This window comes from Ureibacillus sp. FSL K6-8385 (assembly GCF_038593155.1).
Lineage (GTDB): Bacteria > Bacillota > Bacilli > Bacillales_A > Planococcaceae > Ureibacillus > Ureibacillus terrenus.
In genome coordinates this window covers 1159407-1180988 of sequence record NZ_CP151968.1, presented here as the reverse complement: position 1 = coordinate 1180988, position 21582 = coordinate 1159407, and the positions used below count along the sequence as shown (strand labels likewise).

General features: G+C 41.7%; 20 protein-coding genes and 1 riboswitch. Of the genes, 2 read left to right on the top strand and 18 right to left on the bottom strand.

The window, feature by feature from the left end:
• Positions 1–5: 5 nt before the first annotated feature.
• From cobJ to mce, 7 genes are all read right to left on the bottom strand, one after another.
• Positions 6–1601: a precorrin-3B C(17)-methyltransferase gene (gene cobJ, locus NST62_RS05770; protein ID WP_141600768.1), complete on the bottom strand. Its 1596-nt coding sequence runs from the start codon at positions 1599–1601 to the stop codon at positions 6–8.
• Between the two features lie 8 nt (positions 1602–1609).
• The gene (locus NST62_RS05765) at positions 1610–2464 is read right to left on the bottom strand and encodes an ABC transporter ATP-binding protein (protein ID WP_141600769.1); all 855 of its coding nucleotides are present in this window, start codon (positions 2462–2464) and stop codon (positions 1610–1612) included.
• Positions 2465–3247 carry a cobalt ECF transporter T component CbiQ gene (cbiQ, locus tag NST62_RS05760; RefSeq protein WP_342463212.1) on the bottom strand — a complete coding sequence of 261 codons (783 nt, stop codon included), beginning with the start codon at positions 3245–3247 and terminating at the stop codon, positions 2465–2467. It lies immediately after the preceding gene.
• Positions 3244–3537: an energy-coupling factor ABC transporter substrate-binding protein gene (locus tag NST62_RS05755; RefSeq protein WP_141600771.1), complete on the bottom strand. Its 294-nt coding sequence runs from the start codon at positions 3535–3537 to the stop codon at positions 3244–3246. Before NST62_RS05755 ends, cbiQ begins: the two co-directional genes overlap by 4 nt.
• Positions 3538–4287 (bottom strand): energy-coupling factor ABC transporter permease, encoded by a 750-nt coding sequence (locus NST62_RS05750; RefSeq protein WP_141600772.1) that lies wholly within the window; start codon positions 4285–4287, stop codon positions 3538–3540. It abuts the gene before it with no gap.
• 128 nt (positions 4288–4415) lie between these two features.
• Positions 4416–4596, bottom strand: a riboswitch (cobalamin riboswitch).
• A gap of 147 nt (positions 4597–4743) precedes the next feature.
• Positions 4744–6291 (bottom strand): acyl-CoA carboxylase subunit beta, encoded by a 1548-nt coding sequence (locus tag NST62_RS05745; protein ID WP_328215417.1) that lies wholly within the window; start codon positions 6289–6291, stop codon positions 4744–4746.
• Positions 6291–6707, bottom strand: coding sequence for a methylmalonyl-CoA epimerase (gene mce, locus NST62_RS05740; RefSeq protein ID WP_141600774.1), 417 nt, complete (start codon positions 6705–6707; stop codon positions 6291–6293). Before mce ends, NST62_RS05745 begins: the two co-directional genes overlap by 1 nt.
• Before the next feature lie 125 nt (positions 6708–6832).
• Here mce and prli42 point away from each other — a divergent pair, with 125 nt between their 5' ends.
• On the top strand, positions 6833–6925 hold the full coding sequence (prli42, locus tag NST62_RS05735; protein ID WP_181733116.1) for a stressosome-associated protein Prli42: 93 nt from the start codon (positions 6833–6835) through the stop codon (positions 6923–6925).
• Positions 6926–7149: 224 nt separating this feature from the next.
• On the opposite strand, the gene NST62_RS05730 is transcribed toward prli42, so the two are convergent.
• From NST62_RS05730 to NST62_RS05690, 9 genes are all read right to left on the bottom strand, one after another.
• Positions 7150–7587, bottom strand: coding sequence for a BrxA/BrxB family bacilliredoxin (locus tag NST62_RS05730; protein ID WP_141600775.1), 438 nt, complete (start codon positions 7585–7587; stop codon positions 7150–7152).
• Positions 7588–7716: 129 nt separating this feature from the next.
• Positions 7717–8808 (bottom strand): methylmalonyl Co-A mutase-associated GTPase MeaB, encoded by a 1092-nt coding sequence (gene meaB / locus NST62_RS05725; protein ID WP_342463211.1) that lies wholly within the window; start codon positions 8806–8808, stop codon positions 7717–7719.
• Positions 8805–10952 (bottom strand): methylmalonyl-CoA mutase, encoded by a 2148-nt coding sequence (gene scpA / locus NST62_RS05720; protein WP_141600777.1) that lies wholly within the window; start codon positions 10950–10952, stop codon positions 8805–8807. The genes meaB and scpA overlap by 4 nt, the downstream gene beginning before the upstream one ends.
• The gene (locus NST62_RS05715; protein ID WP_342463210.1) at positions 10949–12640 is read right to left on the bottom strand and encodes a methylmalonyl-CoA mutase family protein; all 1692 of its coding nucleotides are present in this window, start codon (positions 12638–12640) and stop codon (positions 10949–10951) included. The genes scpA and NST62_RS05715 overlap by 4 nt, the downstream gene beginning before the upstream one ends.
• Positions 12641–12768: 128 nt before the next feature.
• Complete coding sequence (locus NST62_RS05710; RefSeq protein WP_141600779.1) at positions 12769–14052, bottom strand: dihydrolipoamide acetyltransferase family protein; 1284 nt, start codon at positions 14050–14052, stop codon at positions 12769–12771.
• A gap of 11 nt (positions 14053–14063) precedes the next feature.
• Positions 14064–15047 carry an alpha-ketoacid dehydrogenase subunit beta gene (locus tag NST62_RS05705; protein WP_141600780.1) on the bottom strand — a complete coding sequence of 328 codons (984 nt, stop codon included), beginning with the start codon at positions 15045–15047 and terminating at the stop codon, positions 14064–14066.
• Position 15048: 1 nt separating this feature from the next.
• Positions 15049–16044, bottom strand: coding sequence for a thiamine pyrophosphate-dependent dehydrogenase E1 component subunit alpha (locus tag NST62_RS05700; RefSeq protein WP_141600781.1), 996 nt, complete (start codon positions 16042–16044; stop codon positions 15049–15051).
• A gap of 30 nt (positions 16045–16074) precedes the next feature.
• Positions 16075–17502 carry a dihydrolipoyl dehydrogenase gene (gene lpdA / locus NST62_RS05695; protein WP_141600782.1) on the bottom strand — a complete coding sequence of 476 codons (1428 nt, stop codon included), beginning with the start codon at positions 17500–17502 and terminating at the stop codon, positions 16075–16077.
• Positions 17503–17535: 33 nt separating this feature from the next.
• Positions 17536–18642: a Glu/Leu/Phe/Val dehydrogenase dimerization domain-containing protein gene (locus tag NST62_RS05690; RefSeq protein WP_141600783.1), complete on the bottom strand. Its 1107-nt coding sequence runs from the start codon at positions 18640–18642 to the stop codon at positions 17536–17538.
• Between the two features lie 281 nt (positions 18643–18923).
• On the opposite strand from NST62_RS05690, the gene NST62_RS05685 reads away from it, so the two are divergent.
• Positions 18924–19187 carry a DUF2627 domain-containing protein gene (locus NST62_RS05685; protein WP_141600784.1) on the top strand — a complete coding sequence of 88 codons (264 nt, stop codon included), beginning with the start codon at positions 18924–18926 and terminating at the stop codon, positions 19185–19187.
• 44 nt (positions 19188–19231) lie between these two features.
• Here NST62_RS05685 and NST62_RS05680 read toward each other — a convergent pair whose 3' ends face one another.
• Positions 19232–20797, bottom strand: a complete 1566-nt coding sequence (locus NST62_RS05680) for a FapA family protein (protein WP_141600785.1) — start codon at positions 20795–20797, stop codon at positions 19232–19234.
• 188 nt (positions 20798–20985) lie between these two features.
• Positions 20986–21393, bottom strand: coding sequence for a DUF3908 family protein (locus NST62_RS05675; protein WP_141600786.1), 408 nt, complete (start codon positions 21391–21393; stop codon positions 20986–20988).
• Positions 21394–21582 lie beyond the last annotated feature (189 nt).

Below are 21582 nucleotides of genomic sequence, written 5' to 3'. Positions count from 1 at the left end.
TCCTCCTAATCTGCACAAGGGATTGGCTGCAAATTGAGCTTTGGCTCATTATCTTGATATTTGTACCCTGCCAGCACTTTTTTCCGTTTAAAATATTTAAATAATCGTTCATTTGGATGAGCATTTTCTTTATATTCAACAATCAGTTTTTCGATTAATTCGACTAATTTTTCAGCTTCCAACCCCTCTTCAATCAATTGACCCGGATGTGCGGTGCGTCCTACCGGTTTTGCACCTAAAAACACATCAAATTTTCCTTTTCGATATACGATTCCGATATCTTCCATAACGGCGTTGTAACATGCCATCCCACATCCATTAATGCCGATTTTTAATTCTTTCGGCACAGCTTTTCCTCCAAATCTCTGTTGCAGCTTTTCAGCGTACGGTATCGAATCCTTTTTTTCACCATCACAAAAATCACAAGCCTTCACCGTAATGACATCTCCTACAGGCATCACCAGCAAACCAACATTTGATAATTGTTCTACAATTTGTTCTGGATGATTAGTTGGAATACTGATCCGCAACTGATGATCCCTTGAATAGTCCATCCTTCCCTCATGACCAACAACTTCAGCCAATAGCTTAAATTGCTCAGGGGTGAATCGTTTATTTGCCACCCCAGGACTTATGGCAAACTCAAAAACTGGTTTATAGTCTGTTTTTTCAACAACGAAATTTGGCTTTCGGTCCAGCATTGCAATTGCTTCGCATGCTAGTTGAAAAGGGGTTTTTTTTGACTCTCTTTTCTTCGATTCCAAATTTTCCAAAGACCAAGGTTCTGCTTCTTTTTTCAATCGTTCATGAGGTTTCAATGGTTGTACCTCGCGATCAAGCGTATATTTTCGTTGATACCCCCTCGGCGTAATCATTAAGTCATCATATACAAATGTGGAGGTGTTTCCAATAATCACTGTTGTGAGCATACCAATCTCGTGTTCCAGCATATTATCCAACGTCGTAATCACAATCGATTGTCTTTCGCGATAAGCACTTTTTACAAGTCCAACCGGTGTATTCGGTGACCGATATTTTAGTAATATCCGTCTTGCTTCCACGATTTGTTTTGTTCTTCTTCCGCTTTTCGGATTGTATAGAGCAATCACAAAATCAGCTGCTGCCGCTGCTTCAAGCCTTTTTTCGATAATTGTCCATGGTGTTAAATGATCACTTAAGCTGATTGTGCATGAATCATGCATAATCGGGGCACCGAGTAGGGAACTACAAGAATTGATGGCAGAAATTCCAGGAATGACTTCCACTTCAACCCCTGACTCTTTATGCCAACCTTGTTCAACGAGTACTTCATAAATGAGACCGGCCATGCCATATACACCGGAATCTCCACTAGAAATGACCGCTACCTGGTGCCCTTCTTCCGCAAGTTTTACCGCAGCCTGTGCACGTGAAACTTCTTCCGTCATCCCAGTACTTATAATTTTTTGTTTGACGTTTAATAAATTTTTTATTAATTCCACATAAGTTTTGTATCCAATGATATAATCACTTGCTTTTATCGCTTCCACTGCCCGATATGTAATGTGATTGGCGTCCCCTGGACCAAAACCGACAATGTATAGCTTTCCTCTCAAAGACATCACCCCATTTATATTGTTACCTTCAATAAATAATCTTTAAGAATTTCCAATAATTGTTCTTTTGAACGGTAATCAATTGTATTTAAATTCACCCCTCCATTTTTCAATATTTGCGCTATTTCGAATATTATTGATGTTTCCAGATTCGCTTTAGTAATAATATCTTTGTGTTCTTCAAACAGTTGAGAGAAATTACCTTGAAATAACACTTCACTTTGATGCATCACAATTACTTCGTCAGCCCATTCATAGGCAAAATCAATATCGTGAGTAGAAAGAATAAGTGTTCTCCCATCACGATGAAGTTCATCTAATAGTTTCCTTATTTTCTTTGTGTAATAAATATCCAAAGATGCAGTTGGTTCATCAAAAAGGATGACTTCAGGATCCATAGCAAGCACACCTGCGATGGAAACCCGCTTTTTTTGTCCACCGCTTAAAAAATGAATCGGTTTATCTAACAACTCACCTACGTCTGTCAGAATAATTGCTTTCTCAATTAACGTCTTTCGTTCCCGTTCCGGCAACTTTAAATTATATGGTCCATAACATATGTCATCTCGAACCGTCCCATTAAACAACTGGGTTTCAGGATTTTGAAAAACGATTCCTACCCGACGTCTTAAATTGATCAACTCTTTCCTCGAATAGGTTAATGGTTGTCCATCGATGCAAATTGTACCGGATGTTGGTTTTAACAACCCATTTAAATGCAATAATAATGTGGACTTTCCTGCACCATTGCTGCCTAAAAGAGCAATTTTTTTTCCTCGTTCAATTCGTAGATTGATATTTTTTAAAGCCTCAGTCCCATCTTCATAACGGTAGTACACTTCGCTCAGTTCGAAAATAGTAGTACTCATTCAACCAGCTCTCCCAACGGTGAAATTAAAAGCGATAATCAATATACTGATTAACATAATGAATATCCAACGGCTTCTTGAAAATCGAATTGTTCTTGCAATAACAGCTATATAACCATTTAAACTTCTTGCATTGACTGCGTTGTTTAAATCTTTCATTTCATGGAATACCTTAACAAATAAAGCATTAATAATAAGTCCAATCGACTTTATCGTTTTGATAGATGAACCATGTCCCAACCTTGCTTTTTGTGCAAGAAATATTGTCCTGCTTGAATCCAGAAATAAAAATATAAATCGATAGATTAATGCGATTAAATCCAACAAAACCTGCGGAACTTTCAAGCACTGTAAACCAAACAGAACATCCTGAATGGTTGTCGTTAAGATTAAGAAGTACAAGCAACTGATACTCGATAAGGAAACAGAAAATAGAGTCAAGGCCTTTTCAATACTTTCCTTCATGATTGAAATAACAACGGGACCAATGATGGATTGAAAAATTGCTCCTTCTAAAGGGCTTTCGGTAAAGCTGAGTAAAATGACCAGTACACTTGATAATAAAAAAGCGACCGGAATTAACAATAACTTCCAATATATACGAACAGGAATTTTGCCAAAAATTATGGTAATCACAACCATGATGAAAAATATGAATAAAGACGTGTATATATTTTGAAACAGGATATTAAGTATTAAAGGAATCAATGCAAATACGATTTTTTCAATCGGATGTATGTTTCTTAATGGTGAATGATAAGCGTAAAATTCCAGCATTCTCATTTCGGTATCTCAGCATTTCCGCCCCTATTCCGGCCTCTCATATATCCTATAAAATAACCGATAAACCCAGCACCGGCAGCTCCTTGCAAGACGAATAATAAACTTTCGATTTCACCACTAGGAGGTTCCCATATACTAGAAAACCAAGGTTTATAGGATTCGTTCAGCTCTGTGATCAATTCTTCCGCTTCCCCGTCTGCACCGCCGTATTCTGCATTTCCATTGAAAATCAGCGGAATACAAATCAAAGCGATCGTAATAAATAAGATAAATGCGTTATTTTTTAACATCTATTTCGCCTCCTGAGTTTTGTTTAACACTTGAAGCAACTTTAATTCATTTACGTTATATTTCACCAAGAAATTCATCACCATGACTGAAAGCAACCCTTCTACAATCGCTAAAGGAATTTGAGTAATCGCAAAGACGCTAGCGAATTTGACAAATGAAGCAAATATACCACCCACTTCAGAGGGAAAAGCAAGTGCAAGTTGAATAGATGTAATAACGTAAGTGCCTAAATCAGCTAATGAGGCAGCCAAAAAGACTGCAAATGTAAACGTTAGACCGATCTTTTGCGCCCCCTTAAATACTCCATATGCAATAAAAGGACCGGCAACAGCCATAGAAAATGCATTGGCACCAAGCGTCGTTAACCCCCCATGCGCCAATAGCAATGATTGAAAAAGCAAAACAATACTACCTAGAACACTCATTACAAAAGGTCCAAATAAAATCGTTCCTAAACCCACCCCGGTAGGATGAGAACAACTCCCTGTAACGGAAGGAATTTTTAAAGCGGATAAAACGAATGCAAATGCTCCGGATAAACCCAGCAATAATTTTGTCTCAGAATGAACCTTTATAAGATTGCTTATATTCTTTAACCCTATTATTAGAAAAGGTAATGTTACGAGCCACCAAAAGACAGCCCATTCTGCCGGCAAAAAACCTTCCATGATGTGCATAGCAAAGGCAGGCTTAGGAACCAACAACAATAATGCTAAAAAATAAATTGGCTTTTTAAACGAAATGTTCATAAAAACCCTCCTAAAAAATATATGAATAATAAAAAAACACTGCTAAAATAGCAGTGTCCCACAATAAGGCATAACGATACGCATAATGCTAGTATGATGCCTATTCGTGTACCTATCCTCGTAGGACACTACCATCCGCTCTATACGGCAGGTCTCCTGGCTTAGAGTCATCGCTCAAAATCGCCTTCCCGTTTTCACAGTGGCCTTTGTGATTTTGAGCTCCTCATCACAGTGGCGGGACCGCACTAGATTCTCACTAGTTTCCCTTTTAAGCTAATGTCCATTAGCACCGTATAGACTATTCATTTGTTGTAAGTAATTTGCATTTTAACACAATGTTTTTAAAATTTCTATATCATTCTAAAAAATAAAAACTTTTTCGTTCTAATTTCCAAATAATTGTCATAATAAAAAGTAGTACAAACCAAATTCTGGCTTGTACTACTATTTTGAAAATTATAGAGGGATATTTCCGTGTTTTTTGCTAGGTCTTGATTCCTCTTTATTTTCAAGCATTTCCAATGCCTGGATCAATTTAATGCGCGTTTCTCTCGGATCGATGACATCGTCCACCATTCCAAGGGAAGCAGCAACATATGGATTTGCGAATTTTTCTTTATATTCTTCAATTTTTTCTTGACGAGTTTTTTCCGGATCCGGAGAGTTTGCGATTTCATTCGCAAAGATGATGTTCGCGGCACCAGCTGCACCCATTACGGCGATTTCTGCGTTTGGCCATGCGAATACAAGGTCGGCGCCGATGGATTTGGAGTTCAATGCCACGTATGCGCCACCGTATGCTTTACGCAGGATGACTGTAATTTTTGGCACTGTCGCTTCAGAATAAGCATACAAGATTTTCGCACCGTGACGGATGATGCCCCCGTGCTCCTGTTTAACGCCCGGGAAGAATCCGGATACGTCTTCGAATGTGATGATCGGAATATTGAATGCATCACATGTGCGGATAAATCTTGATGCTTTATCGGATGAGTCGATATCGAGACCGCCCGCTAAAGCTTTTGGCTGGTTACATACAAGTCCAACAGATTGTCCGGCGATGCGTGCAAATCCGACCACGATGTTTTTCGCAAATTCAGAATGCACTTCCATGAAGGAACCTTCGTCCACCACTTGTTCAATCACTTTTCGAACATCGTATGGACGTGTTGGCTCGATTGGCACAACGTCAATCAATTCCGGACGCCAATCGTCTCCTTCCGGACGAGGCATGCGTGGCGGTTTTTCTTTGTAGCTTTGCGGCAAATAGCTTAATAGTCTTCGGATTTGTTTAATCGCTTCTTCCTCGTTTGGCGCGCGGAAGTGTGCGTTCCCGCTGATGGAGTTATGAACTTTGGAACCGCCCAAGTCTTCGGAAGAAATTTTTTCTCCTGTTACCGCTTCGATTACTTTTGGACCAGTAATGAACATTTGAGATGTTTTATCAACCATTAAAATAAAGTCCGTGATTGCAGGGGAATATACTGCCCCACCGGCGCATGGACCCATGATCACAGAGATTTGAGGAATTACTCCGGAATAGATGGAGTTGCGGTAGAAGATGTGGCCATAGCCGTCTAATGATAGTACCCCTTCCTGAATGCGGGCACCGCCGGAATCGTTAATTCCGATGAACGGAGCGCCGTTTTTCGCAGCCAAATCCATTACCGCCGCGATTTTTTTCGCATGCATTTCACCCAAAGCTCCACCGAACACTGTGAAGTCCTGAGCAAACAAGTAAACAGGACGGCCATTGACTTTACCGTATCCTGTTACTACACCATCACCAGGGCCCTTTTGTTCGCCCATGCCGAAATCGGTTACACGGTGTTTGATGAATGGGTTAATTTCTACGAAAGTGCCTTCATCCAATAGCAGATCGATGCGTTCGCGGGCAGTGAGTTTTCCTTTTTCGTGCTGTTTTGCGATACGTTTGTCCCCACCGCCTAAATAAATTTCTCTCTTTCTGTCATACATCTCATTGATTTTATCTAGCATGTCCATTATTCATTAACCCCTTTTCCACTTTTTTCATATAGTTCATATAAAACTCCAAAACTATTTTTTGGATGAATAAAGCAAGCTTGTGCACCACCAGCGGCAGGAATCGGCTCATCGGAAAGAAGACGGACTCCTTTTTCTTTTAATTCCGCCATTGTTTCCCGAATATTGTCGACGCTGAAGCAAACGTGCTGGATTCCTTCCCCGCGTTTTTGAATATGATTGTAAATTGCTCCTTCTTCGCTTAAAGGTTCTAGCAATTCAATGTGCACATTGCCGGCATCGATAAATGCGACACGCACATTTTGAGTTGGAACCTCTTCGATTCTCTCTAATTTTAAACCTAAAACTTCTGTGTAGTATTTTACTGTTTCATCCAGGTTTTTTACCGCGATCCCAATGTGATCGATTTTTTCCATGATGACACCCCTTCTGTTATAGTACATATCCTATTGTAACGAATTTACGAAAATTGCGCTACGTACTTGAGAAATTTTTCAAATTTGATAAACTAAACTTATGAAAAAAAGGAGAGAGCGAGAAAATGAGCAACAAAAAATTTCAAAAAGTTGTCGTATATGCCATGATTGCAATTATGGTGCTATCGACATTGGCTTTTGGATTGTCGTTTTTCTAAAATGGACTGGCGGTTACTTTTCAGTAATCGCTATTTTTATTTCCACAAAAGTTTTTTCAAAAAACTTTTCTCGTTATTTTCTGTATCACAACAGATACAATTGGCAATTTTCATTATAAAAATAAAATTTCCTGATTTCTGAAAATACAAGTTGCACTGAAAAAATAATGTAGAATCCGCAATACTTCTGTACCACTCCGTATGCGGATTCTCATCATTTTTAATCAAACTTCATCACAATATTCCTCAAAATACGCTTGTAAATTCGTAATAACAGACATCACATCATGCCCTTCAATCTCATGGCGTCCAATGTCGGCAACCACTTTGCCGTCTTTCAATAAGACAAATGCCGGAGATGAAGGAATATGATCTTCGCCGAAGTGTGCACGGGCAGCCGCAGTCGCTTCTTTATCCTGTCCGGCAAAAACCGTTACCAAATGATCTGGCCGCTTATCATAATGGATTGCATTTGCAGCCGCAGGGCGCGCAATTCCGCCGGCGCAACCGCAAACAGAATTGATCATGACAAGGGTTGTTCCGGGACGTGCAAAGGCCTTTTCCACCTCTTCAGGCGTTCTCAGCTGCTCGTATCCCGCATTCTCCATTTCGGCACGGGCTGTTCTGATAATTTCTTGCATAAATAAATCGTAATCCATCATTTCATTTCAAACTCCTTTCAATTATTAATTTTAGCATAGTGGATTGAAAAGTTAATTGCAAATGCGGTAAAAGGAAGAAATGAAATGAAATTTCTATGGATTACACCCTTTCAACGAAACTGATGATCTTTAGGAATCATAATCCTTGAACAATTCCTGAATTCCTTGCGTTACGGTTAATTTGCCCTGCAATATTTTCTCTTCCAATTGTTTCACCAGGTCTTTGTTCTCTTTCTTGCCGAAGAATGAATCGATCAAATGGTCGTAAATCATGGAATGGAACCAATCGCTCGTTTGTTCTTGTCTTCTCGTATACCAATAACCGGAATCTTTCATTTGCTTTTCAAAGGAACAAATCATTTCCCATACATCTTCCAAGCCGGTTTTTTCATAGGACGATACCGCCAGGGCCTTCGATTGCCATCCAGGAGTGGAAGGCTGCAAGAAATGCAATATTTTCTGGTATTCCCGGACCGTCTTCTTTGCCTTTTCGACGTTATCTCCGTCGGCTTTATGGACAACAATGCCATCCGCAAGCTCCATTATGCCTTTTTTCATTCCTTGCAGCTCATCTCCTGCCCCCGTCAAAACGAGGAGTAGGAAAAAGTCGACCATTCCCCGCACATATGTTTCGCTTTGGCCTACACCTACCGTTTCGATCAGGATGACTTCATATCCTGCCGCCTCACAAAGAAGCATCGTTTCCCTTGTTTTCTTGTGCACGCCCCCCAGAGTACCTGCGCTTGGAGAAGGACGGACAAAGGCGTTTTCATGCCTGCTCAAGTTTTCCATCCGCGTTTTATCGCCCAAAACGCTGCCTCCGGAAATGGTTGAGCTAGGGTCGATTGCCAGTACTGCAACTTTCTTCCCCATATTGCACAACATTGTGCCAAAAGCCTCAATAAAGGTACTTTTTCCGGCGCCTGGAACGCCCGTAATTCCGATCCGGACGCTGTTTCCGGTGTATGGCAACAATTCTTGCAATAGGTTTTGGGCCAACACTTTATGTTCGGCATTGGAGCTTTCAATCAATGTAATGGCTTTTGAAAGTGAAGTGCGCTTTCCTTCGCGCACTTCACTTGCCAATTGGCGTATATCAATTTGTTGTTTTTGTTTTTTGCGGAATTTTTTTGGAGCGACATACGTCATTCCATCATGTTTGCTTTCAATGCCTTTCATGACATTCAAAGCTGTTTCTTCAGAGCTCTTTTCCTCCATCATACCGTCACTTCCTCATAGCCAAGTCGACGATAAATTTCTTCGATGATCTTGATGGCAGCTACAGGGATGACCGTACCAGGACCGAAGATGGCGGCCACTCCTTTGTCGTATAAGAATTGATAATCTTGTGGCGGGATTACTCCTCCAACAACAACCACAATATCTTCTCTTCCTAATTTTTTCAATTCTTCGATGAGTTCAGGCACCAATGTTTTATGGCCTGCCGCCAATGAAGAAACTCCCACGCAGTGAACATCGTTTTCAACCGCCATTTGAGCTGCTTCTTGCGGAGTCAGGAACAATGGCGAAATATCCACATCAAAGCCGAGGTCGGCATATCCTGTGGCAACCACTTTCGCACCGCGGTCATGTCCGTCTTGTCCCATTTTGGCAATCAAAATACGTGGACGACGGCCTTCGTTTTCCAAGAATTCTTCCGTCATTTGTTTTACTTCTTCAATCAATTCATTATCGGAGAAGTTGGATGAGTATACGCCGGAAATAGAACGGATCACTGCTTGATGGCGTCCGCAAACTTTTTCGATGGCGTCAGAAATTTCTCCAAGCGTTGCGCGGGCGCGCGCTGCATCAACTGCAACCGCAAGCATATTTTCTTCTCCAGTGGCAGCCGCTTTCGTCAAACGTTCAAGATGTTTTTGCACCTCTTCTTCATTGCGTTCTGCCTTAATTTTGTTGATTCGTTCGATTTGTTTTTGACGTACAAGCGTATTGTCAATATCCAAAATATCGATTGGTTCTTCATGGTCTAATGTATATTTGTTTACGCCGACAATTGTCTCAACTTTGGAGTCGATTTTAGCTTGGCGTCTTGCCGCGGATTCTTCAACCTTCATTTTTGGAAGACCTGTTTCGATGGCTTTTGCCATTCCGCCAAGCTCTTCGATTTCTTTAATCAATTCCCAGGCGCGTTTTGTCAATTCGTCCGTCAATTTTTCAACATAGTACGAACCGCCCCAAGGATCGATGACTTTCGTCATCAACGTTTCTTCTTGCAAGAATAGCTGAGTATTACGCGCAATGCGGGCTGAGAAGTCCGTTGGCAGCGCAATCGCTTCGTCCAAGGAGTTTGTGTGCAAACTTTGCGTATGACCCATTGCCGCAGCGTTTGCTTCGATCAATGTACGTGTTACGTTGTTGAAAGGATCTTGTTCTGTCAGAGACCATCCGGATGTTTGGGAGTGAGTACGCAATGCCAAACTTTTTGGATTTTTCGGATTGAACGTGCTCATCATTTGTGCCCAGATTCTGCGGGCAGCGCGCATTTTCGCTACTTCCATGAAGTAGTTCATACCGATGCCCCAGAAGAAGGATAATCTAGGAGCGAAAGAATCGATATCAATGCCAGCTTTTAATCCTGTCCGCACATATTCCAATCCGTCCGCCAATGTGTAGGCAAGCTCAATATCGGCTGTAGCGCCTGCTTCTTGGATATGATAACCGGAGATGGATATGGAGTTGAATTTCGGCATATTTTTACTTGTGTACTCAAAAATATCCGCAATGATTTTCATCGACATTTCAGGAGGGTATATGTACGTATTCCGCACCATATACTCTTTCAAAATGTCGTTTTGGATTGTACCTGAAAGTTTTTCCGGTGTTACGCCCTGCTCTTCTGCCGCAATGATGTAAAAGGCCATGATCGGAATAACGGCACCGTTCATCGTCATGGAAACGGACATTTGATCAAGAGGAATGCCGTCAAACAAAATTTTCATATCTTCTACAGAGTCAATCGCAACGCCGGCTTTCCCTACGTCCCCTTTTACGCGAGGATGGTCGGAGTCATATCCGCGGTGTGTAGGCAAGTCAAAAGCGACGGACAACCCTTTTTGCCCCATTGCCAAATTTCTGCGGTAGAAAGCGTTGGATTCTTCCGCTGTCGAGAATCCGGCATATTGGCGGATTGTCCATGGCCGTCCCACATACATTGTTGGATATGGTCCGCGAGTGTTCGGAGCGATACCAGGATAGTCTTTTAAATGTTTGGCATCTTTGATGTCTTCATCCGAATAAAATTCTTTTACTTCAATTCCTTCATTTGTTGTAAATGTATGAGAAGGCTGGATTTGTTCGTTGTCCAATATTTCTTGTATGTTTACTGATTGAAAGTTCCCTTTCATCGTTGTACCTCCTTCAAGCTTTCAAGAAGTCCAGTGAGCTTTTCCACGATGTTTTGACCGAGATAAATGAAACCGTTTACTCCTTTGGACAGCCATTCTGCCTCTTCTTCTGGGTATTTGCCTGCCACGTCCAAAATGACATTTTCTTTTTTCGCTTCCAATAATGCAGGAACGATTTCTTTTGTTTGTTCATTTGTTGCTGCAATCACCACATAATCAGCATCTGTCTGCGCCAACCAATTTTTTGCTTCTTCGATGGATTCGATTTCTCCGGATTGTTCAGGCACGATTCCGGCTGTTGCAAAGAAACCTTTCACAAAATCGGCGCGAGGTTTGAATTCTTTTAATTTACCGTAAGTCAAGATGCTGACTTTTGGTTTTGCCTGGCCATATTGTTCGCGAAGTTTTTCAAACGGAATCGCCAAACGTTTGATATCTGCATAAAGCGGATTTGTTTCTGTTTGTAATTCGTCCGCCGGATTTGCGTAAATGTTTGTTCCAATCAATGAATGTTTCCGTGTTTCCACTTGTTTGATGCGCTCATTGTATACTTCTTCCAACGCCGCTTTCAGTTTTCCGGAATTTTCGTATTCGTCAATACCACCAGCTTCTTGAATTTGAAGGAATAGTTCCCAAGCTTTTTCCACATATTCTCTCGTCAATGTTTCGATGAAGTAAGATCCGCCTGCAGGATCAAGCACATCATCCACAAAGGATTCTTCTTTTAATACCAATACGACATTGCGTGCAATACGGATTGATTGATCCGTAGGTTTAGTCAGCACATCATATGGGTATACAGTAATAGCATCTGCTCCACCAATCAATGCTGAAAACGCTTCATTTCCTGCGCGCAATAAGTTGACATAGATATCATATTTAGAGAAACTGCGCAAGGATGTTTCGGCAAGCACAGGAACCGGAACGGCTTTGGCATCGTAAGCTTTTGCAAAAGCTTTCCATAACACTTTAAATGCTCTTAATTTTGAAATTTCTTGGAAGAAATGTGTATCAATCGCAAAATTTACGAAAAATTTATTGGCAAAGGATTCGAAGGATTCAGACTTCTCCGCATATTTTGCGGCCAAAGCCAGTGTAAGAGCCAATTCTTGCACAACATGTGCGCCTTCATTGTGATATGGAACGGTATTTGCGCCATTTGTGCGGACATTCGGATAATCTTGAAGTTCAACCGGTTCATTTGAAACAATATATCCTTTTACATTGGCGCGATCGGATTCCGGAATTTTGTCAAATACATCTAAAATGCTTTTATCGTAGACGTACAATTTAAACGGATATTTCACCAAGTATGTTGCCAATTCCGTTAAATTATTGTCGTTCCATTCAAGAACCCGGCTGTCGATGCTGATAATGCCGTTTCCTCTTTCAACGCTGTCTTTTAACCGTTCAAAGAATTCTTGTTCATTATCCCCGTAAATGATTTGGGCAGCTTGTACAGAATTGGAGTATTGCAATGCACGTATAGTCGAAACTTGTTTTTCTAATTGATCCCCTAATTTTTCAATTAACATTTCTTGAGTATATAACGGTTGTAAAGTAACGCCTTCAATCGTTTTCGTGAAAAGCGATTCAAACGGCTTCCCCTTTAATGACTTGATTGCTGCTTCTTTCCACTGTTCATAACTAACCGCAGGAAAATCAATTTCATTCATGTTGATTGACATAGTTGTCGCTATACAGCTTCCCCCTTTTGTTATTATAATTTTCATAATTCTTATAATACATTAGAAAACCAATGCAATAAAGTCTAAAAATTAAAGAAAGCCTTGAATTACAAGGCTTTCTGGATTTATTAATAAACCGTTTTTTCATAATAATTCGTATTTTCGAGAATATCTTTTACTCTTTTAAGAAATTTTCCGCAAATGAATCCGTCTAAAATCCGATGATCTATGGACAAACATAAATTCACCATATCCCTGATGGCAATCATGTTATCGATGATGACAGGACGTTTTACAATTGCTTCCACTTGTAAAATGGCAGCTTGCGGATAATTAATAATGCCCATCGATTGTACCGAACCGAATGTTCCGGTATTGTTCACGGTGAAAGTTCCGCCCTGGGTATGTTCGCTCTTCAACGTTCCATTTCGGACTCTTTGGGAAAGTTCATGAATTTCCCTTGCTATGCCTTTAACGGATTTTTCATCCGCATGCTTGATTACCGGCACATACAGGGCATCATCTGTGGCTACTGCAATGGATATATTGATATCCTTTTTTTGTATGATTTTGTCCCCTGCCCAAACGGAATTCAACATCGGGAATTCTTTTAATGCCTGGGCAACCGCCTTGACAAAAAATGCAAAATACGTGATGTTGAACCCTTCCTGTTCCTTGAATTGTTTCTTAATGGAATCCCGATATGCGACCAAGTTGGTCACATCCACTTCCATCATCATCCAGGCATGCGGAATTTCCTGCTTGCTTCTCACCATATTATTCGCTATGGCGCGTCGAATGGCAGTGATTGGGATTTCCGCATCTCCCGCGCTTTTTTCAATCTGAATCGGCGTTGACGGCTGGGACGATACGATTTCTTTTTGAGTTTGGACAATCTCTTTTGAAGTTGTCCCAGCGGAAACCGGGCTCATGTCTTTTTGCGATTCAATGTATTGCAGCACATCTTTTCTTGTAATGCGGCCATTCAATCCGGTTCCTGTTATTTTCTCCAAATCAATTTTGTGTTCACTGGCAAGTTTCAATACCGCCGGAGAATATCGGCTTTTTTGTTTTGGAATCAACTGACCGTAGTCCGGTTCATTGATTTTTACTTTCAAATCGGATTTTGTCGCATTCCGGATCGCTTCGCTTATATTGGATTCCTTTTCTTCGGAGATTTCAATCGTACAAATGACCGTGCCGACAGGATAGGTTTCCCCTTCTTTTCCGATGATTTCTTTTACGATGCCTGTATGCGAAGAAGGGACTTCCGCATTCACTTTATCCGAAATGATCTCCGCGATAGGATCGTATTTTTTGACAAAGTCCCCGGGTTTCACAAGCCATTTTTCTATTGTTCCTTCTGTCACGCTTTCTCCCAGTTGAGGCATAATCACTTTTTCTATTGTCATACACATCCCCCTTAAAAGGCAGCCAATTCCCGTATTGCCCGTTCAATTTTTTCAGGACTGATCATGAAAAATCTTTCCATTGTCGGCGCATAAGGCATTGCCGGAACATCCGGCCCCGCCAATCTCATGATTGGTGCATCCAATTCGAACAAGCAGTATTCCGCAATGATTGCCGCAACCTCGCTCATCACGCTGCCTTCCTTGTTATCCTCCGTCACAAGCAGCACCTTTCCGGTCCGGCTGGCCGCTTCAATGATGGCCTCTTTATCCAGAGGATAGACTGTCCGCAAATCCAATATATGCACATCGATTCCATCCTCGGCAAGGCGATCCGCCGCTTGGAGGGCATAATGGACGCATAGGCCGTAGGTAATCACGGTGAGATCATTCCCTTCCCGTTTCACATCCGCTTTTCCTATTGGAATCACATAATCATCCGAAGGCACTTCCCCTTTGATTAACCGATAAGCTTTTTTATGTTCGAAAAATAGAACGGGATCTTCATCGCGGATGCTCGCTTTTAACAACCCTTTTGCATCATAAGGATTCGAAGGGATGACAATTTTCAGTCCCGGCGTGTTCGCAAACAGTGCCTCGACCGACTGAGAATGATACAACGCACCATGGATTCCGCCTCCATACGGCGCCCGGATGACAATCGGACAATTCCAATCATTGTTTGAACGGTAACGGATTTTGGCAGCTTCCGATACAATTTGATTGACAGCGGGCAAAATGAAATCGGCAAATTGCATTTCCGCTATGGGGCGCATCCCTACCATTGCAGCTCCGATCGCCACACCTGCAATGGCGCTTTCAGAAAGAGGGGTATCCAACACTCGCCATTCCCCAAATTGTTCATACAGGCCCTGGGTAGCTTTAAAAACCCCCCCTTTTTTACCGACATCCTCCCCTAAAATGAATACTTTTTCGTCCCTTTCCATTTCCTCTTTCATTGCCAAATGAATCGCTTCAATAAAAGATAGAACCGCCATCTTATTCATCCCCTTCCCAATAGACAAATTTCAACGCATGTTCAGGGGGAGCATAAGGAGCTTTTTCAGCATAATCCGTTGCATCATCAACGATTTCCATGATTTTATCATTCATTTCCTCGAGGTATTCTTTTGTCGCCACATTCGCATCCATTAAATATTTTTCAAACAGCAGCAACGGATCGTTCGCTTTTTCTTTCGCTATTTCCTCCAATGAACGATACTTGTCGTCATCATCGGAAGAATGGCTTGTCAAGCGGTAAGTGACCGCTTCAATCAAGCTCGGTCCTTCGCCGCGACGGGCACGTTCCACCGCTTCTTTCATCACTTGATAAACGGCCAAAGGATTTTTCCCGTCAACGGAGACCCCATGCATTCCGTATCCAAGCGCCCTGTCGGCCACTCTTCCTCCCAACTGTTTATCAACCGGCACCGAAATCGCGTACTGATTATTTTCTACCATTATAATGACAGGCAGTTTATGCACTCCCGCAAAATTGGCACCTTCGTGGAAATCGCCTTGGTTGGTCGAACCCTCCCCCAGTGTAACGAAAGAAACATAATCCTTATTTTGCATTTTTCCTGCCAACGCTACCCCGACGGCATGGGGAACTTGTGTTGCCACAGGCGATGATCCGGTCAAAATCCGTTTCTTTTTATATCCGAAATGCCCCGGCATTTGCCTTCCTCCCGAATTTGGATCTTCCGCTTTTGCAAATGCCGATAACATTAACTCCCGAGGTGTCATCCCGAAATGCAGCACAACGCCCATATCCCGGTAATAAGGGGCGATATAATCCCTTCCTGGGTCCAGGGCGAAGGCGGCTCCGACCTGGGCTGCTTCATGCCCCTGGCAGGAAATGACAAATGGAATTTTTCCGGCCCGGTTTAACAGCCACATCCGTTCGTCCAATCTTCGGGCCAAAAGCATGGTTTCGTACATTTTTAACACGTCTTGGTCAGTCAAACCCAACTCAACATGATGTAAATTGGTCATTCACATACTCCCCTTTCGCGGAACACGAAATTAAAAATGAATCGCTTTCCCGTCCACCGCCAACGCTGCTTCGTAAAAAACCTCGCTCAATGACGGATGAGGATGAATCGCTTCTCCAATCTCCCAAGGTGTGGCATCTAAGAGAAGCGCCAAGGAGGCTTCCGAGATCAAATTCGTCACATGGGGGCCAATCATGTGCACTCCCAGCAGATCATCGGTTGCTTTGTCCGCAATAATTTTTACAAACCCTTCCGCATCCCCCTGAACTACCGCTTTTCCAACGCCCTTAAATGGAAAGGAACCGATTTTTACATCATAGTTCAACGATTTTGCCTCTTCTTCGGTCAGCCCGATGCTTGCAACCTCCGGAAACGAATAAACACAGCGGGGAATTTGGCGGTAATTCACCGTTTTTCTTTTTCCCGAAGCGATATGTTCCACCGCCGCAATCGCTTCGCTTGCGGCAACGTGTGCCAGTTGGGCCCCGCCGATGCAGTCCCCGATGGCGTAAATATGTTTTTCTTTTGTTTGGTAAACATCATTGACTTTGATGAAAGACGATTCGGTTTCGATTTCCGTGTTTTCAAGGCCTATATTTTCAACATTTCCAATCCGGCCGATTGAAATCAACATTTTCTCTGCAATAAATTGTTTGTCGTCGCCCTTTACTTTAACGTTCAAAGTTACGGCATTTTCGCTTTTTTCGATCGCCTCGGGGGACACTTCCGCATTCGTTACGATTTCGATTCCTCGTTTTATTAATTGTTTTTCCATTTCCTTTGAGATGGAAGCATCTTCTTGAGGCAAAATCCGTTCCCCGTATTCCAATACGGTCACTTGGACACCAAAATCGTTTAAACAAGAGGCCCATTCAATTCCGATGACGCCGCCTCCAACAATGATGATCGATTTTGGAAGCTCCTTTAATTCCAGCAAATGGTCGGAATTTAAAACCGTTTTGCCATCAAATTCAATACCTTTTAAAGGACGTGGCTTGGCTCCTGTTGCAAGTATGACGTGTTTCGGAAGCAGCATTACATTCTCTGAGCCATCATTCATTTCCACGGAAACCGTCCCACCGGCCATTGGAGAAAAAATGGATGGTCCTAATAGCCTTCCTGTTCCGTAATAGCAGTCAATTTTTCCTTTCTTCATTAATCCCCGGATACCCTGATGCAATTGTTCTATCACGTTCTGTTTCCGCTGCTGCAATTGCGGCAAATTCAAACCGATCTTTGAAATTTGCACGCCAAAATGTTTCGCTTTTTTTGCATCGCGGTAAATTTCTGCGCTCCTTAAAAATGTTTTTGTCGGGATGCAGCCTTTGTGAAGGCAAGTCCCTCCCAAATGTTCTTTTTCAACAACGGCTGTTTTCATGCCAAGCTGTGCGGCACGGATTGCTGCGACATATCCTCCGGTACCTCCGCCAATCACAACTACATCATATTCACGAGCCAAAGCCATCCCTCCCGAATAAAATTCAAATATCAACTATAATAGTTTTCTGCTTAAAATATTTTTCTCTTTCCGCAAGAATTGCTTCCTAGATTTTAAAACGCTGTTGATCCGCTCTTCAGCCAGCCGGTTGGCGGCCAAATAGGTCGGTATGTTTTCTTCTTTTGATGTTTTAAAGATTTTTGTTAACGTATCGTAAATCGTTTCAACCCGCTTCATTGCCCGTTCTCTGTTGTAACCGTATAACTCGTCGGCTACGTTGATTACTCCGCCGGCATTGATGACATAATCCGGAGCATAGATGATTCCCATTTCATGGAGTATTTGGCCATGCCGTGATTCTTTTAGCTGGTTGTTTGCCGAACCGGCAATGACTTTCGCTCTCAATTGCGGAATCGTTTCGTCGTTGATGATGGCACCAAGCGCACATGGAGAGAAAATATCCGCTTCCTGCCTATAAATGTCATTCGGTTCTACCGCTTCTGCCCCGAATTCTTTCACCGCCTTTTTCACTTTGGCTTCATTGATATCCGCCACAATCAGTTGGGCTCCTTCTTCATGCAAATATTTGCACAAATGATACGCAACATTGCCCAATCCTTGAACGGCAATCCGCTTTCCTTTCAGACTGTCATCCCCAAAAGCTTCCTTGGCGCTCGCCTTCATGCCCAAATATACGCCGTAAGCAGTTACAGGAGAAGGGTTTCCGGATGAACCGAAACTCGGCGATACCCCTGTTACATAATCCGTTTCTTCATAAATAAGGTTCATGTCTTCCTCTGTTGTACCGACGTCTTCCGCCGTAATATAACGCCCGTTTAAACTTTGGATATACCGTCCCAACGCCCGGAACATTTCTTCATTTTTATCTTTCGACGGATCGCCGATAATGACCGTTTTTCCTCCTCCCAGATTTAAGCCGCTGATGGCGTTTTTATAAGTCATGCCCCGGGCAAGCCTCAATGCATCCTCTATGGCTTCCTCTTCCGACTTGTACGGCCACATGCGGGCCCCGCCCAAGGCAGGTCCAAGGGTTGTATCGTGAATGGCGATAATCGCCTTTAATCCGGAATTTTGGTCATGGCAAAAAATCAATTGTTCATAATCATATTTCTCCATATACTTAAAGATTTCCAATGTTATTCCCTCCTGTTAAGAAATGAATGAATCCGCTATTTAATTTATAAATTTTCTATTTCATAACATTTTTTTACTTTACAATACTTTTTATTTACCCAATAATCAACTAGAAACACCGGAAATCCTTCTTTTCCCAATTTTCAGATTATTCGCTCTTTTTGTGTATTATATTACTGGTATAATTTATATGAAGATTCCTTATAAAATATTGGCATTTATTTGTCGAATCTTGACACCGCTTTTCTACAATGTAAAATTGAAGTAATTGTAAAGGAGGTTATTTCATGGCCCGTTTGATTGCATTTATCGTCTTATTAATTCCCGCTCTGATCGCCGGGGCTGGAATCAAATTTATGAGAGACACGCTATATGGCATTTTAATTTCCCCATTTCCTTGGTTATGGCTGCAATTTCTTGTGGGCCTGATCTTTGCAGTTGCCGGAATCGGCTTTTTTGCCGGCTACTTATTGCACAGAGACCGCAAAAGGGGACGGGTAGCGCCAAGATTTCAAAAGAAAGATGAAACAAGAGAAATGAAAATAAAATAAAAAATGCGTTCAATGAAGGAGTTGCCCTTTCATTGAACGCATTTTTATGCATTTAATTCCCCAAGTTCCCTCGAAAATCTTCCTTTCGTCAAACTCGATAACAAAGACCCTTTATTTCCGATTTGAATCAATGTTCCCGGATAAGCTTCTTTTTTGACGATGATTTCGCCTTGCCCTGCCGATTTTATGTCTCTCATCAATTCCTGGATTTCAAAATCCAATTGGAGCATCTGCTGCTTTTTGTTTTCCAGCATTTCCTGCATTTGCTTTAACGTCTTCAACTGCGCCTGGCGCAGATTTTCTTTGAATGACGATAACTTTTCAATATTATTGTTTAATCGCAAAATTTCTTCCTGCAGGGATTTTAATAACGCCGCTTTTCTTTGAATAATTTGATATCCTTCTTGGCGATCTAAGGATCGAATGATCAAGTCCGTCCGTCTTTCCATGCGGTTTCCCGAAACAGCCGTGACGATTGTATTTTTCGCAATCGCCTTTCCCCCGATGATTTTCCCATTTTCTTCGTCCAACAGTATGGAATCCGCTTGCAGGAAAGAGTTGAAAGAGTAGAAGCCGACGACAATATTTTTCTTTGCAAATAAATTCGCTTCATTCACGTGTTTTACATAAATGCTGCCGCCCGCCTTTATGTCCGTTTGGCCTAATCCGAACACCCCGCCTTTTATGTAGATGTCCCCTTCCCTGGATTCGATGGTTTTTGCTCCTGTGACGCCTTCCAATCCTTCAATGGAAATATCCCCGGTCGCAATGACGCTGAAACCTTTCTGCACCGTTCCCCGGATGGTGATGGACCCATCAAAATCGATGTTCCCTGTCTCAACCCCTACATCGCCATTAATTGGCAAATGTCGGCTCACCGTCAAAAAACCATGCCGTTCCTCCACGACACCTTTTGTCAAAGCGCGAAGCACGATTTTCCCGTCTTCTACCGATTCATAAGCGGACTTCCGGTCGTATTTCAGCGGCTTGTCTTTACCGGGAGGAGCTGGAATCTCTTCTCCAAAGACATTTTTCCCATTGATTCCCGGTTTCGGTGGAATTTTTTCCCCCAACCAATCATTCTGATTAATTTCAAAAATGAAGTTCATATCAAAATAATCCGCTTTGCCGTCTTCCCTTATAACCGGTTTTCTTTCCGGAATTTTCAGATAGGTAATTTTGGCATCCTCGCCTTTAACCGGTTTGGTTCCCTCGGCGACGACGACGGGTTTGGCAATCATAATTGAATGAACATCAATTTCTTTTATTCCAAAAATAATCTTCTCTTGTTCTAATAAATCTTCCAGAGCTTCCCGAAATGCCTTCTCATCTTCCAGCACGTTCGGCTCATATACAAATAGTTGGGCCGTCATCCGGTCTTTGGATACTTCAATTTTCATCGGCGGCAGCCAATATCCAATTTCTTCCGGCTGTCCTGCTGCTTCCTGCAAAGCAATTTTTAAATTTAAAAAATTTGTCACTTTGATCCGGGGAAACTTCCGAAAAATGTCATCCATCTGCCTGATTGAAAATCCTTTTTTGAAAGTGTTGATGAAAACTTTTCCGTTTTCTTCCACAATCTCAAAAAATTCATTTCCAAAAATGCGCACCCGGTCTCACCTCTTTATCTATCAGATAAGATGAGTATAATATAAATTTTTCGTTTTTTGTTTAATAAAAAAAGAAAAAAATTTGATATGCGAGAAAAAATATCCAACTTATTTCCCTTGGGAACATCCACTTCATGTTTCAATCAAAGGAAAAGAAAAACCACATCATGCCGATGTGGTTTGGAACATTAAATAACTTTGAATATTGAAATAATATTTTCAGCATAGCTTTCTTGCCATTTTTCATTGCTGTCATCTTTGCTGTTGAAATAAAAGATTGTATTGTCTTCCAATTCCAACGTTAATTCAACCTCTGAATCAGCATATGTCAAATCTTTTCTATTGATCTTGCTTTTATATTGTCTGATCTTGTATGGGAATTTATAAGTTTCTAGTTTCGGATCATAGTTAAATTCCACTTTGACAACCGAATCCGCTAAAAAATAATACAGCTCCGTTTCTTTATTATTAAAGAAATTCTTGGCATAAAAGCCTTTAAAATCTGTATAGAACTCCTTGATGGTCTGATGTGCTTCTTTAAAGACATATGGATACGATTTTTTAAATAATAAGTCCTCGAATTGCAGTTGGTCCATACACACATCTCCCTCCTATCTACCATCATTATACAATGGTGCTAAAGTCAGGAGAATGAGGTTTTTCCGCATGAAATTTACAAACTTATGTACAAAGCCTGCCGCTTTTCTGCAGCTACAATGAAACCGTTTGGTTGGGAACAGATTTTCCTTGTTCCGCTTCATTATTTCCATATTCCATGAGCATCT

Bases quoted from the DNA above. Each gene is read 5' to 3' on its own strand.
- NST62_RS05745 (WP_328215417.1), bottom strand. From the start codon at position 6,291: ATGGACATGCTAGATAAAATCAATGAGATGTATGACAGAAAGAGAGAA.
- NST62_RS05765 (WP_141600769.1), bottom strand. From the start codon at position 2,464: ATGAGTACTACTATTTTCGAACTGAGCGAAGTGTACTACCGTTATGAA.
- meaB (WP_342463211.1), bottom strand. From the start codon at position 8,808: ATGATGGAGGAAAAGAGCTCTGAAGAAACAGCTTTGAATGTCATGAAA.
- mce (WP_141600774.1), bottom strand. From the start codon at position 6,707: ATGGAAAAAATCGATCACATTGGGATCGCGGTAAAAAACCTGGATGAA.
- NST62_RS05710 (WP_141600779.1), bottom strand. From the start codon at position 14,052: ATGACAATAGAAAAAGTGATTATGCCTCAACTGGGAGAAAGCGTGACA.
- NST62_RS05685 (WP_141600784.1), top strand. From the start codon at position 18,924: ATGGCCCGTTTGATTGCATTTATCGTCTTATTAATTCCCGCTCTGATC.
- NST62_RS05705 (WP_141600780.1), bottom strand. From the start codon at position 15,047: ATGGCGGTTCTATCTTTTATTGAAGCGATTCATTTGGCAATGAAAGAG.
- NST62_RS05715 (WP_342463210.1), bottom strand. From the start codon at position 12,640: ATGTCAATCAACATGAATGAAATTGATTTTCCTGCGGTTAGTTATGAA.
- NST62_RS05700 (WP_141600781.1), bottom strand. From the start codon at position 16,044: ATGACCAATTTACATCATGTTGAGTTGGGTTTGACTGACCAAGACGTG.
- prli42 (WP_181733116.1), top strand. From the start codon at position 6,833: ATGAGCAACAAAAAATTTCAAAAAGTTGTCGTATATGCCATGATTGCA.
- NST62_RS05730 (WP_141600775.1), bottom strand. From the start codon at position 7,587: ATGATGGATTACGATTTATTTATGCAAGAAATTATCAGAACAGCCCGT.
- cobJ (WP_141600768.1), bottom strand. From the start codon at position 1,601: ATGTCTTTGAGAGGAAAGCTATACATTGTCGGTTTTGGTCCAGGGGAC.
- NST62_RS05755 (WP_141600771.1), bottom strand. From the start codon at position 3,537: ATGTTAAAAAATAACGCATTTATCTTATTTATTACGATCGCTTTGATT.
- scpA (WP_141600777.1), bottom strand. From the start codon at position 10,952: ATGAAAGGGAACTTTCAATCAGTAAACATACAAGAAATATTGGACAAC.
- NST62_RS05675 (WP_141600786.1), bottom strand. From the start codon at position 21,393: ATGGACCAACTGCAATTCGAGGACTTATTATTTAAAAAATCGTATCCA.
- NST62_RS05750 (WP_141600772.1), bottom strand. From the start codon at position 4,287: ATGAACATTTCGTTTAAAAAGCCAATTTATTTTTTAGCATTATTGTTG.
- cbiQ (WP_342463212.1), bottom strand. From the start codon at position 3,247: ATGAGAATGCTGGAATTTTACGCTTATCATTCACCATTAAGAAACATA.